This is a genomic window from Actinosynnema sp. NPDC002837, from assembly GCF_040295345.1.
Classification (GTDB): Bacteria; Actinomycetota; Actinomycetes; order Mycobacteriales; family Pseudonocardiaceae; genus Actinosynnema.
In genome coordinates this window covers 59590-76602 of sequence record NZ_JBEOVG010000004.1, presented here as the reverse complement: position 1 = coordinate 76602, position 17013 = coordinate 59590, and the positions used below count along the sequence as shown (strand labels likewise).

14 protein-coding genes and 1 pseudogene are annotated in these 17013 nt (G+C 71.8%); 8 read left to right on the top strand and 7 right to left on the bottom strand.

The genetic code is table 11. The features are described 5' to 3' along the window. Positions 1 to 242 precede the first annotated feature (242 nt). The 6 genes from ABTZ99_RS04375 (at position 243) to ABTZ99_RS04350 (ending at position 9886) form a co-directional block, all read left to right on the top strand. Positions 243 to 1367: a hypothetical protein gene (locus ABTZ99_RS04375; protein ID WP_498771244.1), complete on the top strand. Its 1125-nt coding sequence runs from the start codon at positions 243 to 245 to the stop codon at positions 1365 to 1367. Next, positions 1360 to 5067, top strand: a complete 3708-nt coding sequence (locus ABTZ99_RS04370; RefSeq protein ID WP_499608058.1) for an FkbM family methyltransferase — start codon at positions 1360 to 1362, stop codon at positions 5065 to 5067. Before ABTZ99_RS04375 ends, ABTZ99_RS04370 begins: the two co-directional genes overlap by 8 nt. Before the next feature lie 95 nt (positions 5068 to 5162). Continuing rightward, the gene (locus ABTZ99_RS04365) at positions 5163 to 5801 is read left to right on the top strand and encodes a hypothetical protein (RefSeq protein ID WP_498771248.1); all 639 of its coding nucleotides are present in this window, start codon (positions 5163 to 5165) and stop codon (positions 5799 to 5801) included. Next, positions 5794 to 6762: a hypothetical protein gene (locus tag ABTZ99_RS04360; RefSeq protein ID WP_499608055.1), complete on the top strand. Its 969-nt coding sequence runs from the start codon at positions 5794 to 5796 to the stop codon at positions 6760 to 6762. Before ABTZ99_RS04365 ends, ABTZ99_RS04360 begins: the two co-directional genes overlap by 8 nt. Next, entirely contained in the window at positions 6759 to 7874 is a 1116-nt protein-coding gene (locus ABTZ99_RS04355; protein WP_498771252.1) for an acyltransferase family protein, read from the top strand. Before ABTZ99_RS04360 ends, ABTZ99_RS04355 begins: the two co-directional genes overlap by 4 nt. Continuing rightward, positions 7835 to 9886: an acyltransferase family protein gene (locus ABTZ99_RS04350; protein ID WP_499608053.1), complete on the top strand. Its 2052-nt coding sequence runs from the start codon at positions 7835 to 7837 to the stop codon at positions 9884 to 9886. Before ABTZ99_RS04355 ends, ABTZ99_RS04350 begins: the two co-directional genes overlap by 40 nt. On the opposite strand, the gene ABTZ99_RS04345 is transcribed toward ABTZ99_RS04350, so the two are convergent. After that, positions 9883 to 11160: an alginate O-acetyltransferase AlgX-related protein gene (locus ABTZ99_RS04345; protein WP_498771256.1), complete on the bottom strand. Its 1278-nt coding sequence runs from the start codon at positions 11158 to 11160 to the stop codon at positions 9883 to 9885. The two genes, ABTZ99_RS04350 and ABTZ99_RS04345, sit on opposite strands and share 4 nt — an antisense overlap. Positions 11161 to 11523: 363 nt before the next feature. Here ABTZ99_RS04345 and ABTZ99_RS04340 point away from each other — a divergent pair, with 363 nt between their 5' ends. After that, positions 11524 to 11898: a hypothetical protein gene (locus tag ABTZ99_RS04340; protein ID WP_141979792.1), complete on the top strand. Its 375-nt coding sequence runs from the start codon at positions 11524 to 11526 to the stop codon at positions 11896 to 11898. Positions 11899 to 12040: 142 nt separating this feature from the next. Here ABTZ99_RS04340 and ABTZ99_RS04335 read toward each other — a convergent pair whose 3' ends face one another. The 5 genes and pseudogenes from ABTZ99_RS04335 to ABTZ99_RS04315 all read right to left on the bottom strand — a co-directional run. Further along, complete coding sequence (locus ABTZ99_RS04335) at positions 12041 to 12700, bottom strand: response regulator transcription factor (RefSeq protein WP_498771258.1); 660 nt, start codon at positions 12698 to 12700, stop codon at positions 12041 to 12043. Further along, complete coding sequence (locus ABTZ99_RS04330) at positions 12597 to 13499, bottom strand: sensor histidine kinase (protein WP_499608049.1); 903 nt, start codon at positions 13497 to 13499, stop codon at positions 12597 to 12599. Before ABTZ99_RS04330 ends, ABTZ99_RS04335 begins: the two co-directional genes overlap by 104 nt. 93 nt (positions 13500 to 13592) lie before the next feature. Continuing rightward, positions 13593 to 13769 (bottom strand): DUF397 domain-containing protein, encoded by a 177-nt coding sequence (locus tag ABTZ99_RS04325; protein WP_499608046.1) that lies wholly within the window; start codon positions 13767 to 13769, stop codon positions 13593 to 13595. Positions 13770 to 13785: 16 nt separating this feature from the next. Then, positions 13786 to 14385, bottom strand: coding sequence for a DUF5753 domain-containing protein (locus ABTZ99_RS04320; RefSeq protein ID WP_499608043.1), 600 nt, complete (start codon positions 14383 to 14385; stop codon positions 13786 to 13788). A gap of 32 nt (positions 14386 to 14417) precedes the next feature. Beyond that, positions 14418 to 14579 (bottom strand): annotated as a pseudogene (locus ABTZ99_RS04315) (helix-turn-helix domain-containing protein); the annotation flags it as partial. 253 nt (positions 14580 to 14832) lie between these two features. Here ABTZ99_RS04315 and ABTZ99_RS04310 point away from each other — a divergent pair. Continuing rightward, positions 14833 to 15093 (top strand): hypothetical protein, encoded by a 261-nt coding sequence (locus tag ABTZ99_RS04310; protein ID WP_499608041.1) that lies wholly within the window; start codon positions 14833 to 14835, stop codon positions 15091 to 15093. A 105-nt stretch (positions 15094 to 15198) separates the two neighbouring features. Here the strand turns inward: ABTZ99_RS04310 and ABTZ99_RS04305 are convergent, their stop codons facing one another. Further along, complete coding sequence (locus ABTZ99_RS04305; protein WP_499608038.1) at positions 15199 to 16995, bottom strand: gamma-glutamyltransferase family protein; 1797 nt, start codon at positions 16993 to 16995, stop codon at positions 15199 to 15201. Positions 16996 to 17013 lie beyond the last annotated feature (18 nt).

Below are 17013 nucleotides of genomic sequence, written 5' to 3'. Positions count from 1 at the left end.
GGACTCGGCGTGTGACCTGTGGCATAGCCGCCCGGCGCGAGGGCGCCGGAGCCGGCTCCGGCTGGATCGATCACTCCGCTTTCGTCACGGCCGCACCCCGGTCCACGTGCTGTTCGGTGGCCTCGTCGCGACCGGAGGGACCAACCGCCGGCAACGACCGCATCACAAGTGCCGGATGCCCGCACCGGCCACGGACGCATAAGCAACAATGGCGCTCGCGCGGCAACCCCTGGAGGAGCGGAATGTCCTGGCAAGAGGACCTGGCAGAGCTGGACCGCACATTGGCGGAGGGTCGGATCAGCGCCGACGACTACCGCCGACGCCGGGATGAACTCCTCGCCGCCGCCTCGGGTGGCGGCCCGGCCGCACCGCCCAACAGCGGCCCGTTCGCGCCGCCGGTGCGGTGGGACGCGGTGCCGCCGTCGCAGCCGAACCAGAACCCCGACGCCACCCAGATCGTCACGCCCGGAGCGGTCCCGCAGGCCAACCCGGACCGGACGCAGGTGGTGAGCCAGCGGCCGCCCGACGCCGACCGCACCCAGTACGTGACCCCGATCGCGCCGCAGCAGCAGATGCCGCCTCAGCAGCAGCAACAGCAGCAGCAGGGTGGCTGGCAGTCCGGCCCGCCGTCGAGCACGCCGCCGTGGGGCGGCGACAGCTACAGCCCGATCGGCGACGCCAACCCGAGCTGGATCGCGCAGGGCCCCGAGGTCTTCGACGACACCGGCGGCGGCGGCAAGGGCAAGGTCATCGGCATCGTGCTGGCCGTCGTGCTGCTCGCGGGCATCGCGTTCGGCGCCTACTGGATCTGGGGCCGCGGCGAGTCGTCGCCGACCGCCGGTGGCAACACCACCGAGGCCAGCACGGCCGCGACCACCACCACGCCGCCGCCACCGCCGGACCCGCTGCCGGTCGGCAAGCTCCCCGGCAGGATGAGCACCAACAAGGCCGTGACCGACTTCTCGGGTGTCCCGGGCCTCAACTACCTGCTGCCCACGGAGGCCGCGCTCTACACGACCGCGGGCGCCACGAAGACCAAGCTCTCGCAGTTCGTCATGGACGACGGCTCCGCGGGCGTCGTCCTGATCGTGCAGGGCACCGACGCCACAGCGGCCGCCGCTGCCGCGCTCGAACTGCACAACACCCAGCTCAACAACGGCATGACGCAGATCACGGACGGCCCCGCCGGCGTGATGGCGGCCCAGGTCGACGTGAAGGACGGGCAGAAGGCCCGCGTCCGCGGCCACTACAGCAGCAAGGACCTGATCGTCCGGGTCGACGCCTCCGCCGCCACGCTCGCCCTCGCGCGCAAGGCCTTCGACCAGGCCCTGAAGGCGCAGCTCGAGGTGCTCGCCGCCGATGGCTGACCCGCGCCACGACGGCGGTGCCGTGACCGCGTGCACCGTCGTCGCCCGCAACTACCTGCCCGCCGCGCGCGTCCTCGCCGCGTCCTACCTCCGGCACCACCCGGACCACGAGTTCGTGATCGCGGTGATCGACGTGCCGCGCGGCACGGGCGAGCGCCAGGGCCGGCTGCGCACGGTCGGCCCCGAGGCCACCGGCATCGACGCGGACGACTACCTGCGCATGGCCACCGCCTACAACGTCACCGAGATGGCCACGGCGGTGAAGCCGTACCTGCTGCGCGAGCTGCGCTCGCAGGCCGACGTGGTGATCTACCTCGACCCGGACATCGAGGTCTTCGCGCCGATGCCGGAGCTGGAGGAGCTGGCGCTCGCGCACGGCATCGTGCTCACGCCGCACTTCCTCAACCCGCTGCCGCGCGACGGCAAGGACCCGAGCGAAGCCGCGATCATGGGCGCCGGGATCTTCAACCTCGGCTTCGTGGCCACCGGTCCCGGTTCCGAGCCGTTCCTGGACTTCTGGGCCGAGCGCCTGCGCCACGACGCGATCGTGGCGCCGGAGAAGCAGCTGTTCACCGACCAGCGGTGGGTGGACCAGGTGCCCGCGCTGTTCGACAACACCGTGCTGCGCGACCCCGGCTTCAACGTCGCCTACTGGAACATCCACGAGCGGCCCGTCGAGCGCGACGCGGACGGCGTGCTGACCGCGGGCGGCCACCGGCTGCGGTTCTTCCACTACAGCGGCTACCGGCCGGAGAAGCCGTGGCTGCTGTCGCACCACACGCCGACCCGGCCGCGCGTGGTGCTGTCCGAGCACCCCACCGTCCGCGAGCTGTGCGACGGCTACCGCGCGTCCTTGCAGGGCAACGGCTACGCCGAGACGCTGGAGTCGATCCCGTACGGCTTCGCGAAGATGGCCGACGGCACGAAGATCAGCCCGGCCATGCGCACCCTGTACCGGGACGCGTGGGTGAGGGCCGAGCGCTGGGAGGCCCTCGGCCTGACCGGCGAGCGGCCGACGGCGGTCCCGCCGCACGCGTTCGACGCCGACGGCGGCGCGGCGCTGCGCGAGTGGCTCGCCGCTCCGCCGGACGACGCGCCCGTCGGCACCGCGCTGAGCCGCCTGGTGCAGGCGGTGTGGGACTCGCGGCCCGACCTGAAGACCGCGTTCCCGCTGCCGCACAGCCGTGACGCCGCGCCGTTCCGCTCCTGGTGCGCGAGCTCCGGCGTGGTCGAGGCGTCGCTGCCGGCGTGGGCGCTGCCCGCCGAGCCGGTCGAGCCGTCGGAGCCGTCGGACGACTTCGGCGTCAACGTGGTCGGCTACCTGACCGCGGAGCTGGGCGTCGGCGAGATGGCCCGGCTGGTGCACGACGCGATCCGCGAGTCCGGCGTGCCGGTCGTCTCGGTGGTCGAGGACCGGTTGGTGTCCAACCGCACGGGCCTGGCCGAGCCGGGCACGGTCGGTCAGCCGCGGTTCCCGGTCAGCCTGCTGTGCGTGAACGCCGACCAGACCCGCGCGGTGCTCGACCACCAGCCGCACGTCGGCCACCACCGCTACCGGATCGGCCTGTGGGCGTGGGAGCTCGAGGAGTTCCCCGGCGAGATGCACCACGCGTTCGACCTGGTCGACGAGGTGTGGACGGTCAGCGAGTTCTGCCGCGACGCCATCGCCAAGCACACGTCCGTGCCGGTGAAGGCGATCCCGGTGCCGGTGCGCGACCCCGGTCCGGTGGCCCGGCCGGAACGCCGCCCCGGCGACCCGGTGCAGTTCCTGTTCGCGTTCGACTTCTTCAGCATCGGCCAGCGCAAGAACCCGTGGGGCCTGGTCGAGGCGTTCCAGCGGGCCTTCGAGGGCCGCGACGACGTGCGCCTGGTGCTCAAGGCGATCAACGGCGACAAGAACCCGCACACCGCCGAGCGGCTGCGGGTGAAGGTCATGGACGACCCGCGCATCGAGCTGGTCGAGCGCTACCTGTCCGTGCAGGAGCTCGACGACCTCTACGCGTCCAGCAGCGCCTACGTCTCCCTGCACCGCAGCGAGGGCTTCGGCCTCACCGTGGCCGAGGCGATGGCGCGGGCCATGCCGGTGATCTCCACCGACTACTCCAGCACCACGGAGTTCCTGGACGCCAAGACCGGCTGGCCGGTGCCCCACAAGCTGGTGCCGGTGGGGCCGGGCAACCACCCGTACCCGGCGAACGCGGTGTGGGCCGAGCCCGACCTGGACGCCGCCGCCCGCGCCATGCGCGAGGTCGCGGACGACCCGGCCGAGGCCGCCCGCCGCGGTCGTGCGGCGCGCGAGCACATCCTGCGCACCCGTTCGGTGAAGCGGGCCGCCTCGTGGATGGCCGAGCAGCTGCGCGCGGCGCACGAGAGCTGGCGGGGCAGCGGTGGCGCGGGTTACCGGGCCGAGCTGCCGGGCGCGGACCTGCTGCGGCCGTTGCGCGAGTCCAAGCAGGCGCTGCTGTGGCGGGCCGAGGTGGGCACGGCGTCGCGCACGCCGCTGGCGCCCGCGCTGCGCAAGGCCGTGCTGCGCGCCATCGACCACTACGACGTGCACCAGCGCAAGGTGATGGGCACGCTCGTCGGCGGCGTCGAGGACACGCTGAACAGCGTGGTCGCGCGGCTGGAGGCGGTCGAGTCGAACGTCGAGTCCACGCGCTGGGCGAACGAGGGCCTCAAGAACCGGCTCGCGAGCGTGCAGGACGAGGTCCGCTCCGCCGTCGAGGACAACGCGGCGAACCTGACGAACCTGGAGCAGCAGCTCGACAACACGCTGGAGCGGGTGTGGTCGCGGCTCGCGGACGACGAGCGCACGACGTTCACCCGGTTCGCCGAGCGCGACCAGCGGCTCGACGGCGACGAGCAGCGGATCACCGAGCTGGCCCGGACGCTGTCCGCGGTGCAGGACACGGCACGGCTGCGGCACGCGCCGGTGCCCGCGGGCGCGGACGTGGTGGTGTGCGACGCGGGCGCGTTGCTGCTGCCCGTGGACAACGTCGTGCTGCCGTGGCTCGCCTACCACCGGTCGTGGGAGGTCGAGGAGGCCGACCTGATGGCCGGGCTCGTCGGCGACGGCACGTTCCTCGACATCGGCGCGCACGTCGGCTACCACACGCTGCGCCTGCTCCAGCGGGCCAAGGGCGTCGCGTCGGTCGTCGCGGTGGAGGCCAACCCGGTCAACGCCGAGTACCTGCGCCGCAACGTCGTGGCCAACCTGGGCGCGGAGGGCGCGAAGACCGTCGACGTGCTGCCGGTCGCGGCGTGGGACGAGGACGGCAGCATCCGCCTCGTGCAGGCCGAGGACGACAACAGCGGCGACCACCGGGCGCACGAGGTGTCCGACGAGGGCGCGGGCGGCGTGGTGATCCCCGCGGTCCGGCTCGACGGCAGGCCCGAGGTGGCCGACCGCCGCGTCACGCTGGTGAAGGTCGACCTGCAGGGCCGCGACCACCGGGCGCTCGCCGGCCTGACCGCCGTGCTGGAACGCGACCGCCCGCACGTGGTGTGCGAGTTCTGCCCGGCGGCGATCGTGGAACTCGGCGACGACCCGCTCCAGGTGCTGCTCGGCTACCGCAAGATGGGCTACGCCCCCGTGCCGCTCGGCGCCGACCCGGAGGCCGAGCACGTGGACGAAGACCTGGTGCGCCAGGCGGACGCGGCCGACACCGGCTTCGTCACGCTGTGGCTTCGGCCACTCTGACCACAGCATTCGCTGTGTTTCGAGGTGCCGGTCCTGCGACACTCGATCCCGGTTCCGGTAAGGGGGCCGGGTTCCGAGTGTGGAGGTAGCGCCGCGTGGGTGAGGTTCGGACTCGCACGTCCACGCTCGGCGCGCTGCTGGTGGTCGGCCTGCTCGCGGCCGTCGCCTTCGGCGCGTGGAGCCTGTGGGGCGGGCAGCCGCTGCCGGCCAGCGCGCGCAACGTGCCGCCGACCGGCGAAGCGGGCCGGCTGGCCGCCGATCCGCTGGCGCTGGCGGACTTCGACTCGGGCACCGAGTCCTACGACTACGTGCGCGCGTTCCCGGACCTGATCAGGCTCGAGTTCCTCAACGAGGCCGAGGTCGCGGTCTACCAGGAGGAGGGCGCGGGCGCGGCGCGGATGACCGTGTCGTCGAAGCGGCCCGAGGGCCGGGTGCTGGTCGCCGTGATCCGGATGGCCGACCGGGACGCCGCGCTGCGGGCCGCCGACCGCCTGGACGAGCTGCAGCTGGCGTTCGGCCTGGAGCGGGTACCGCCCGAGCACGGCGTCACCAGGGTGACCCGGGTGATCCAGAACCTCGACGTCCAGCCCCCGCCGCGGCCGACCGCGCGCGGCTACTACGTGCACCGGGACCTGCTGGTGCGGGTCGAGCTGAACGCCAAGTCGTTCGACCTCACCTCCGAGTTCGGTCCGTTGCTGGCCATGCAGTTGCAGGCGCTGCCCGCCGATGGCTGAGACCAAAACGTCCGTCGAGACCGGCGGCACGACCCTGCCCGGTGTGCGCGTGGTGACCGCGACCGCCGTGTGCCTGATCGCCTACAGCTACCTGTTCGGCCTGTGGCCCAACCGGCACGGCCACGACTCCGAGCTGGTCGTGGTGATCCGCAGCTGGGTCAACCAACCGACCGGGATCGGCGAGGACTTCGGCTTCCTCGGCATCGCGCTGCTCCTCATGGCGGCCGGGTACGCGGTCGCGGGCGTCGACCGGTGGTCGGTGGCGGTCCGGCTGCTGCGCCGGGTCGTGCCCGCGGTGGTGGGCGCGGTGCTGGTGGGCGCGCTGCTGTCGCTGGTCGGCGCGGAGCCGCTGACCGACGCCGCGGTGACGACACCGGTCGCGGCGGTGGCGTTGGCGGGGCTGCTCGTGCTCGTGCTGCGGCCGGTGGAGCGCGGCGCGCCGTGGCTCGCGGTGCCGGTGCAGTTGGAGATCACCTGCGTGCTGGTGATGGCGGGCGGCTGGGCCGCCCGCGCCGGGGGTCCCGACGTGCTGCGCCTGCTCGGCCTGGTCGGCGGGCTCCTGCCGTTGACCGCGCTCGGCCAGGTGGCGTGGCAGGTGCGGGCGGGACGGCTGAGCGCGGCGCGCGGCGTCGGGCTCGGCCTGCTCGCCGTGGTGGTGCTGGCGCTGGCCGACCGGATGGCGCCGGACCTGGCCGGGTACTGGCACCCGTTGGGCGGCGTGCTGGCGCTGCTGCTGTTCCTGATCGCGCTGCCGCGCGGCGCGGCGTTGGCGTCGACGCGGCCGGTGCGCTGGCTGAGCAGCCGCGCGGTGCCGCTGTACGTGTCCGTCCCGGTCGTCGGCTACGCGGTGACCGGCGTGCTGGCGAACGGCGTCCCGGTGCTGCTCGCGCTGCTGCTCGGGACGGTGTGCGCGGGAGGTGCCGCGGAGGCGTTGCACCGGGGTTTGGAGAAGGTGGCATGACGGCGGGCACGCTGGAACGGACCGAGGTCATCCCGAAGAGCGCCGGGTACCTGCACGGCCTCGACCTGCTGCGGGTCGTCGCGTCCTGCGCGGTCGTGCTCACCCACCTGATCGCCTGGTTCACGTTGAACGACCGCGAGTTCTGGCTGGCGACGGCGGTCGAGCGCGGCGTGGTCGAGACGCTGCACCTCAACCCGCGCCTGTCGTTCCTCGGCGTCGCGCTGTTCCTCGTCGTCAGCGGCGTGGTGGTGACGCACGTGGCGAACCGCGAGCGCCCGCTGCAGTTCCTGCGCCGCCGCGTCGTGCGGCTCATCCCGCTGCTCTGGGTCGTCACGATCATCGTGTGGGTCCTGATCAACCTGGGCCACCGGGTGTCGTCGGCCCGCGAGTCGAACCTGGACGTCGGCGACCTGCTCAGCGGCATGGTCCTGGTCAACTTCTTCCAGACGCCCCAGGTGGCGCTGGTCGCGGTGACGTGGACACTCCAGGTGCAGGTCGTCTTCTACTGCTACGTGGCGCTGACCATCCCCGTGCTGCGCAAGCGCGCCTGGATCCCGCCGCTGGCCGCCGCGCCGCTGTGCTTCACCGTGCTGCTGATCACCGATCACTTCCCGACCATGCTCAGCCACGGGATCGCCCAGTTCGGGGTGTACCTGCCGGTGCTGGTGCTGGGGCAGCTGATCTCGCTGGTGCACTCCGGCAAGGTGCACCCGGTCGCGGGCACGGCCATCGGCGCGGTGCACTTCACCTTGTTCGTCTGGGTGGACAAGGTCGGCGGCCACACGGACCAGGGCGGCTCCGTGCCGCGCACGCTGCTGTTCGCCGTGCTGCTGACCGTGCTGCTGGTGGCCGCGAGCGGTCCGGTGAGCCGGTCGGCGTTCATCCGCGGCTGGTCCAAGCGGACGTACGCGATCTACCTGATCCACCTCAGCGCGATGTACCCCTTGTACGACGCCCTGATGCCGCACCTCGACCCGACGCTGGTCGCGGTGCTCGGCCTGGTGACGACCGCGCTGGCGGCCGAGGCGCTGCACCGCTGGGTCGAGATGCCCGCCGACCGGGCGGTCCGCCGTTGGGAACGGCGGGGCAGCGTTACCGGCCGCTCGGGATAGTCACGATCCGCCGTCTGATCGAGAGCCTTCCGTTACCATGCTGGACGGCGGGGAGGCGGCGGCGACGGGGAAGGGGCGGACCCCTGGACGGTCAGACGGCACCGCCGAAGGTTCGCATCGCGTTCATCGACATCGGACGCGGGCTGGCTGCGCTGCTCGTCTTCTACAGCCACATCGCCGAGCAGTGGGTCGCCAAGCGCGAGGTCGGGCCGACGCCGGGCGTCGACTTCATCGACGCGCTCACCAGCGACCCGATGCACATGGGGTTGCAGGGCATCGGCCAGATCGCGGTGCCGTTCTTCTTCCTGGTCAGCGGGTTCGTGGTCACGCCGATCGCGTTGCGCCAGGGCCAGCGCCGGTTCGGCCTCAACCGGTTGGTGCGCGTCTACATCCCGATGACGTTCGTGGTGCTGCTGACCGCCGCGGTGATCCTGCTCGGCGCGCAGACGCTGATCGGCGCGAAAGAGCCGGTGATCACCTGGTGGACCATCATCACCAACTCACTGGTGATCAACTACCTGATCGTGCCGCAGGTCGTGATGGTCGGCGTCGCGTGGACGCTGGTCGTCGAGGTCGTCTTCTACATCCTGCTGGTGCTGCTGCTGCCGGTGATGCGGCGCTGGACGTGGCTCGCCATCGGCGCGCAGCTGACGTTCGTGTTCGTGGTGATGATGAGCGCCCGCGAGTTCGGCGCGTCGTGGGCGCTGTTCGCGGTGAACGTGTCGTACCTGCCCATCCCGATCATCGGCCAGATCATCTGGGCGACCACGAGCAAGCGCGTGCCGCTGTGGCTGGGCGGGGTGTACGTCGGCATCGCGTGGTCGCTGTACGTGCTCGCCGAGCACCTGAAGCTCGGCCGGCTCGACACCTCCTACAACCTCGCGCTCGCGTTCGCGCTGCTGTTCTTCATGGTCGGGTACTTCGCGGAGTCGCGGCTCAAGGAGCGCAAGATCTGGATCGCGCTCTCGGAGCGCAGCTACTCGATCTACCTGCTGCACGGTCTCGTGGCGTTCGTGTCGCTGGACCTGATGCGGCCGGCCGTGCCGCTGTGGCTGGCGATCCCGCTCGCGGTGGCCCTCACGTTCGGCGTGGTCGAGGTGAGCTACCGGTTCGTGGAGAAGCCGAGCCACGCGCTGGCCCGGAAGCTGTCCCGCAAGCCCGCGCCCAAGCCGGAGCCCGAGGAGGCGGAGGTCGAGGCGGAGGCGGAGTCGGCGGAGGTCGAGGACGAGTTCGAGGACGACGACTTCGAGGACGAGTTCGACGATGCCGAGGACGCCGAGTGGCCGGAGGAGTCCGAGGAACCGGACGAACCGGAGCCCGTGCGGGAAGCCCCGACCGTGGTGATCCGCCCGGTCCGCCTGCGCACGCCACCGCCCCAGCGCACACCTCCACGCACCGCGACCCCACCGCAGGGCACCCCACCGCACGGCACACCGCTCCAGCGCACCCCGCCGTCGCGCACGCCGCCCCGAGGCACGCCGGTCAACGGCGTGCCGGTCCCCGGCACGCCGCCCCGAGGTGTGCCCGTCAACGGCACACCGGTTCCCGGCACGCCACCGCGCGGTATGCCGGTCAACGGCTCACCGGTCAACGGCACGCCACCGCGAAGCGCAGCCGCCAACGGCACGCCGGCTCCGGGCACACCGCCGCGCGGCACGCCCGTCAACGGCACGCCGCGCGCCACGCCCACCAACGGCACGCCGGCTCCCGGCACCCCACCTCGCGGTGTGCCCGCCAACGGTTCACCGGTCCCCGGCACACCCCCGCGTGGCACCCCGGCCCAGCGAACCCCGGCCCAACCCCCGCCGCGCCCGCCCGCCCCACGCCCGACGCCCGCACCCCCGCGGGTCGAGGACGCGACCCAGCACCTGCCCGCGGCGGTCTGGCCGGCCGAGGACCCCGAGGTCGACGAGGCGCCCAGGCGCCGGCGGCTGCGCGAGGACAGCGGCCCGTCGGTGACGGTGGCATCCCTGCTCGCCAACCACGCCAAGGAGAACGGCCACCACCGCTAACGCGGGTTCTTGGCCATCTCCTCGGCGATGATGTCGATGACCGGCGGTTCGAGCACCGGGTCCAGCCCGCTGACGAGGAGCCGTTCCGCGGCCTCCAGCACGACGACGTCGGTCTCCGCGAGGGCCCGGGCGACCTCACGGGCGTTGTGGGTGAGGCGTTCGACGTGCACCATCGTCAAGTCGGTGAAGCAGGCCACCAGGTACTGCGCCGCGTAGTAGGCGAACGAGTCGCCGAGCAGCCCCACCTTCGCCGTCGCCACGCCCTCCGAGGGCGCCTGCGTGAACCGCTGCGGCTTGGGGTCGAGCGGGATCTCGTGGTTGCGCACCGTGCTGCCGTCGGGCGCGAGGTCGTAGGACTGGACCGGGTCCGTCGCGGTCCGGCCCAGCAGCGGCGCGAGGTCGCCCTCGCGGTGGACCACCTTCGTGGGCTCGACCTTCCAGCCCTTGGACGTGCCCGGCTTGACGGTGTCGGTGATGACGCGGGCCATCACGAGGCTGCCCTCGTGGGTCCAGTGGCTGTCGTACTTCGGGTAGGGCAGGCGGTTGGTCAGCTCGGCCGTCTGCTCGATCCGCGACCGCAGGTCGAGCGCCCCCGTCTTGCCGATCCCCTGCCAGAACTCGTCCCGCGCCTTGTTGAAGCAGTCCTTGCCGTAGAACTTCGACGGCAGGAACTCGGGCACCATCGTGCTCTTGTTCGGCGCGACGACCAGCAGGAACCTGCGCCCCGACGACTCGACCGCGGCGCGCAGGCGCGACAGGCGGGCGTGCACCTCGGCCACCGGCATCACCGGGTCGCACGCGCCCTCGACGTCCGCGCCGAGGAACAGCCAGTCGTCCTTGCCCTCGATCACGTCGACGAACGCCGTCGGGTCGGGCAGGTCCGCGGACGGGTCCTTCGGGGGCGTCGGCACCGGTCCGACGACGTCCTGCCGCCGGTCGAGGTCCGGCGCCTCGCCGAAGAGGCCGCGGCTGATGCCGTTCGCGGCGGCCACCGCCTTGTCGCGCAGCGGCACGTGGTCGCTCGCCCACGCGTTCAGCCCGGTGAAGAAGCCCCAGCCGTCGGTGATCGACGGGAACTCGGCGAGCTTGCGGTTCTCGAACTCCGCGGGCCGCACGCCGACGACCAGCAGCAGGGCGGGCGCGCAGAAGAAGAGGATCGCGAGGGTGAGCGCGGTGCGCTGGCGGCTGCTGTGCCGCGGCCGGTAGAGGGCGTGCTCGCGGGGGAGCAACGACTCCGGCACCGCCGGGAGGCTCTTGGGCGGGTCGATGCTCACGCCGAACAGCGTAGCCGGCGCGCACATCACCTGTTCGTGGTTCACCTCAAGGAGGGGATTCAAGAACAGTTGCGCGTGCAACCCCGCGCCCATGGCAGACGTCTCTTCGGGTGACAGGGCACCTCACGCAGCGGAGGATCGTATGTGGCCCACTGTGATCCTGGTCACCTCTGGGGCACTGGCGTTTTTAGTGCGAACCGTTCGAGTCCTGCGATCCGTATCGAAATCCGAAGGTGGGCGAACCCGTATTGAGACCGCCCCGCCGGCCTAGTCCCTATGGCGGCTTGTCCACTTGCCGTACGATCATTTCGGGTCGTACGACCTGTGCCTGCTAGGGGACCTCAGAACAGAGGTAGGTGCGTCATGGATCTCGCACTGAGTAAGGTCATCGAGCTGCGCGAAAGCGGGTTCCAGTTCCTCCACCTCCGGGACGAGGACGGACAGCTCGACCGCATCATGGCGTTCAAGCAGCGCAGAGGGTTCATCGACTCGATCTTGTTCTGGTCGGAGACCGAGGCCCGCGCGGGCAGGCTGCCGGCCGTCCGGGACAGCCAGCGCGCCGCCCAGGCGGTCTGGATTTACGAGGGACCACTGGTGGAGGCCGTCGACCGGCTGCTCGACCTGCCCGAGCCCGGCTCGCGCAACGCGCCGACGCTGATGAAGAAGACGGCGTCCGACCTCGCGGTCGTGACCACGCTGCCGTTCAAGCTGAAGCTGCCGCCCGGCGCTATCGCCTAGACATCTTCCGTTAACGTCACCCGCCGCACACACAATGCGGCGGGTATCGGCGTTTCGGTCACTGTCCGTGATTTTTCACTGTTTTACGCAGAAGTTTCGCTGCCGGTCTATGTGCACCCCGCGCGTTCACAACAATGAATATTCACCCTCTGCGCGGTGACACCAAACCTGATTCGTAGGCGAGCACGACAAGTTGTGCGCGGTCCCGTGCGCCCAGTTTGGTCATCACCCGACTGACGTGCGTGCGCGACGTCGCGGGACTGATCACGAGGTGCTCGGCGATCTCCTCGTTCGACATGCCGGCGGCCACGAGCGCGAGGATCTCCCGCTCCCGAGCGGTCAGCACGCCCAACGCCTTCGGGTCCGGGCGGCGGTGCTCCGGCCGGTTCGCGAACTCCTCGATCAACTTCCGGGTGACACTCGGTGCGAGGAGCGCCTCACCCTCCGCGACCACGGTGAGGGCGTGCAGCAGCTCGACCGGATCGGTGTCCTTGAGCAGGAAGCCCGACGCGCCGCTGCGCAACGCCTCGAAGACGTACTCGTCCACGTTGAAGGTCGTCAGCACGAGCACCTTCACGTCCGGCAGCTCGGCGCAGATCTGCCGCGTGGCGGCCAGGCCGTCGGTGCCGGGCATCCGGATGTCCATCACCACGACGTCCGGCCGGTGCTCGTGCGCCCGCCGGACCGCCTCCGCGCCGTCACCGGCCTCGCCGACGACCTCGAAGCCGTCCTCCGTGTCGAGCAGCAGGCGGAAACCCGCGCGCACCAACGCCTGGTCGTCGGCCAGCACCACCCTGATCACCACGAACCTCCCACGGTAGGACCGCCCTGACGGTGAAGCCCTCGGTCGACGGCCCCGCGTCCAGCGTGCCGCCGAGCGCTTCGACCCGTTCCCGCATGCCGCGGATGCCGGAGCCCGCGCCCTGCGGCGTCTGGACGCCCCTGGCCGCGCCGTCGTCGGTGACGGTCAGGACCAGGGCGTCCTCGGTGTGCTCGAACGAGATGACGATCTCGGACGCGTCCGGCGCGTACCGCAGCGCGTTGGTCAGCGCCTCCTGCACCACCCGGTACGCGGCGGCGTCGACGGGTGCGGGCAACGTCCCCGGCGTGCCGACGACCTTGGCCACCGGCACCGGTCGGACCAGCTCGTCGAGCCGGTCGAGGCTGGGCGCCGGCGTCGTGCCCTCACCGGTCCGCAGCACGCCGAGGGTCGCGCGCAGGTCGTCCAACGCGTGACCGCTCGCCTCCTTGATCGCCTTGAGGGCCTTCACCGCCTCTTCGGGACGGCGGTCGGCGACGTGCGCGGCGACGCCCGCCTGCACGTTGATCATGGCGAGGCTGTGCGCGACCACGTCGTGCACCTCCCGCGCGATGCGCAACCGTTCTTCTTCCACCTGGCGGCTCCGCTGTTCGTGGACACGGGTGCGGCGCAGGGAGAACACGGCGATGGCGGGTGCGGCGATCAGCGGACCCCAGTGGCCGGTGACGTAGTACAGCCACGTCGACGCGCCGGTGACCGCGATGACGGCGACGGGGAAGCGCTTGCGCCAGATCAGCGGCGCGAACGTCGCCGCGAACCAGACCCACGCCAGCCACGCCATGCCGATGACGGTACGGGAGGGTCCGGCAGGTCAGCGTCGTGTCAGGAGCGACTCACGCCCCTACGTCGGCGGGCGTACGTCGCGGGGAGCGCGTCAGCCGTCGTACGAGCCCTTCTTCACCGCCGCGACGAAGGCGGTCCAGTCCGGCAGCGCCACGGTCGGCCCGGCCGGGTTCTTCGAGTCCCGCACCCGCGCCGAACCCCCCGAGAGCGAGACCTCGACGCAGTTGCCGTTCCCGCCGCCGTTGCTACGAGTGCTCTTGCGCCACATGGCGACACCTCGATCTCTATCGTTCAGCTGCCAACCTCCCGAGCCAATCGGCGGACTCCTCGGGGGACAACGCCAACTTCGGGAGGTGGGTGAAGGTCAGCCTAGCGACCTTCACCTTCGACGGGTCTTCAACGTGCAGCGATCCAGCCGCGTGCTCCACGTACAGCACCGACCGGTCCGCCTTCATCGGGAAGTCGAGCACGGTGAACGCCCCGTACTGCCCCTCGTTGAACCCCGCTCGGTGGGGCAGCACCTGCACCGTCACGTTGGCCAACCGCCGACGCTCTTCGAGGTGCGTCAACTGCGCCCGCGAAGCCTGGGCCACCGCGCTCTCCAGCATGATCGCGTGCAGTTGCAGCGGCTCTTCGGCGAGCAGTCTCTCCTGCTTGAGCAGGCGCACCTCGATCTGGTTCGCGATCCACCGCTTCGACCGCTGCACCCGAGCCCCCGCCAACACCGCTCGGACGTAGTCGGACGTCTGGAGGAGGCCGGGCACGTAGGTGACCTGGAAGTCGGAGACCTTGGAGGCGTCGTGCTCCAGGCTGATGTAGCCCTGGTCGTCGAGGTCGTACTTGGTCCACCAGCCCTTCTCCAGCGCCCTCGCGTACATCTCCATGTAGGGCTCCCACTGGGAGAACGGGACGCGCCGTAGGTGTCGAGCATGGCGCGCATGCCGTGGTAGTCGGGTCGCTGGCCCTTCTCGATCCGACTGATCTTGCGGTGGTCGTAGTTGAGCCGGTCGGCTGCTTCCTGCTGCGAGAGGCCCGCCCGTTGGCGCAGTTCCCGCAGGACCTCGCCGAGCCTGCGCATCCGGTCAGTCGGCTCGTTCCTGCTCACCCGCATCACCTCCGTTGACCAGTCGTGATCATCCGATCGCGCAACGCTACGGAGGCGGAAACAGCGGGTGGGAATCCCACGGCGCGGCGGAGGGACCAGTGCCCGACACGCGGGTCTGCACGGTGGGCTTGCGGTGGACCGGGGTGCACCTGGCCGGGTGAAGTAATCCACTCGCCGGAGTTAGGGCGCTTGAACCGGGCACCCGGATTGGGAAACTTTCCCGCCCATGAACCTCAGGAAGACCATCGCCGGAGCAGCGGTCGCGCTCGGTGGCACGGCCGTCATGCTCGGGCTGGGCGGCACCGCGCAGGCCGCCGACCTCGGTGCGCAGACGCGGCCCGACGTCGACGCCGAACTGGGCGAGATCGCGAACATCGGCGACGCGCTCCGGGTCGATCTCTCGGACCCGGCCGGCCCGATCGTCACCGGTCCCCTGCTCCTGGGCGACGGCGGGCCGCTGGACGTCAGGCTCAGCCTCGGCCGCTGACGCACCACCCCGGGCACGCCGAACGCCCACCTCGAGCCGGAGCGGTCCCGGCCCCCTCCCCCTCGGGCCGGGGCCGTTCCAACCACCCGAACCCCGACGCGCCGTTCAGCGGCCGACGGCGTAGCCCTGGGCGCCGCGCGGGTTGGCCGCCGCGCGCAGCAGGCCGTCGCGCGAGTCCCGGGCCACGGCCGACATCCGGCCCAGCGTCCACGGCCCCGCGTCGAGCACCGCGTGACCGCGTTCGCGCAGCTCCGCCATCGCGCCGTCGCCGATCCGCGACTCGACCACGACCTCGCCGGGCGTCCACGACCGCGGGTAGAACGAGCTCGGGAACGCGTTGGTGTGCCACATCGGCGAGTCGATGGCCTCCTGGAGGTTCATCCCGCCCGCGGTGTGGGCGAGCCAGAAGCCCAGCTGCCACTGGTCCTGCTGGTCGCCGCCGGGGGTGCCGAAGGCCATCGCGGGCAGGCCGTCGCGCAGGGCCAGGCTCGGGGACAGCGTGATCCGGGGGCGCTTGCCGGGCGCCAGGGAGTTCGGCAGGCCCTCGTCCAGCCAGAACATCTGCGCCCGGGTGCCGAGGCAGAACCCCAGCGACGGGATGGTCGGCGAGGACTGCAACCACCCGCCGGACGGGGTCGCCGACACGATGTTGCCCCAGCGGTCGACCACGTCCACGTGGACCGTGTCGCCCTTGACCGTGCCCGCGCTCGACACGGTGGGTTCGCCGATCGCGCCGCCACCGTCCTCCCCGCTCACGACGCGCGGGCCGCGCAGGACGTGCCCGGGAAGACGTGCTTCGAGCCGACCGGGTGAACCGGGCCGCAGGTCGAGCGACGCCTGATCGCCGACGAGCTGCCGGCGCTGGTGCGCGTACTCCCTCGACAGGAGGACGTCCAACGGCACGTCGCCGCCGTCCCCGTACCAGGCCTCCCGGTCGGCGAACGCCAGCTTCGCGCACTCCACCGCCAGGTGCACGGTCTCCGCCGACGGCACGCCGTCCGCATAGGACAACCGGTCCGCGAAGCCCTCCAGCAGCAGCAACTGCTGCAACAGCACGGGTCCCTGGGTCCACGCCCCCGGCTTGACCACGCTCCACGACCCGAAGTCCACCGACACGGCGTCCTCGTACGACGCCTCCCACGACGCCATGTCCTCGCCGGTCAGCACGCCGGCGTGATCGGCGCCCGAGTCGTCGCGGTGCGCGATCCGGGAGAACTCGTCCACCTGCGCCGCCACGAAGCCCTGCGACCACGCCCGCCGCGCCGCCTCGATCTGCGCCTCGCGGTCCGACCCGGCGGCCTCGGCGGCGGCGAGCAGCCACTCCCACGTGTCCGCGAGCTTGGTGTTGCGGAACCGCGCGCCGGCCTGCGGCGGCTTGCCGCCGGCCAGCCACAGCGCCGCCGACGACGTCCAGTGGTCCCGGAACAGGTCGGCGACCGTCGAGATGGTGAACGCCGCCCGCTCCAGCAGCGGGAAGCCGTCCCGCGCGTACCCGATCGCGTACCCCAGCACCTCGCGCAGCGACTTGGTCCCGTAGTCGCGCAGCAGCGTCAGCCAGCCGTCCCACGCGCCCGGCACGGTGGCCGCCAGCAGCCCGCTGCCCGGCACGAGGTCCAGCCCCAGGCCCGCGTAGTGCGGGATCGTGGCACCGGCCGGCGCCACGCCCTGGCCGCACAGCACGCGCGGCGCGGACTCGCCGGCGGCGGCGAACACCACGGGCACCTCGCCGCCGGGACCGTTGAGGTGCGGTTCCACCACTTGCAGCACGAAGCCGACCGCGACCGCGGCGTCGAAGGCGTTGCCGCCGTCCTCCAGGACGGCCATGCCCGCGCCGGAGGCGAGCCAGTGCGTGGACGCGACCATTCCGTGCGTGCCGACGAGTTCAGGACGCGTGGTGAACATTTCGACAACCTACGTCGG

Bases quoted from the DNA above. Each gene is read 5' to 3' on its own strand.
- ABTZ99_RS04375 (WP_498771244.1), top strand. From the start codon at position 243: ATGTCCTGGCAAGAGGACCTGGCAGAGCTGGACCGCACATTGGCGGAG.
- ABTZ99_RS04370 (WP_499608058.1), top strand. From the start codon at position 1,360: ATGGCTGACCCGCGCCACGACGGCGGTGCCGTGACCGCGTGCACCGTC.
- ABTZ99_RS04360 (WP_499608055.1), top strand. From the start codon at position 5,794: ATGGCTGAGACCAAAACGTCCGTCGAGACCGGCGGCACGACCCTGCCC.
- ABTZ99_RS04355 (WP_498771252.1), top strand. From the start codon at position 6,759: ATGACGGCGGGCACGCTGGAACGGACCGAGGTCATCCCGAAGAGCGCC.
- ABTZ99_RS04340 (WP_141979792.1), top strand. From the start codon at position 11,524: ATGGATCTCGCACTGAGTAAGGTCATCGAGCTGCGCGAAAGCGGGTTC.
- ABTZ99_RS04330 (WP_499608049.1), bottom strand. From the start codon at position 13,499: ATGGCGTGGCTGGCGTGGGTCTGGTTCGCGGCGACGTTCGCGCCGCTG.
- ABTZ99_RS04325 (WP_499608046.1), bottom strand. From the start codon at position 13,769: ATGTGGCGCAAGAGCACTCGTAGCAACGGCGGCGGGAACGGCAACTGC.
- ABTZ99_RS04320 (WP_499608043.1), bottom strand. From the start codon at position 14,385: ATGGAGATGTACGCGAGGGCGCTGGAGAAGGGCTGGTGGACCAAGTAC.
- ABTZ99_RS04310 (WP_499608041.1), top strand. From the start codon at position 14,833: ATGAACCTCAGGAAGACCATCGCCGGAGCAGCGGTCGCGCTCGGTGGC.
- ABTZ99_RS04305 (WP_499608038.1), bottom strand. From the start codon at position 16,995: ATGTTCACCACGCGTCCTGAACTCGTCGGCACGCACGGAATGGTCGCG.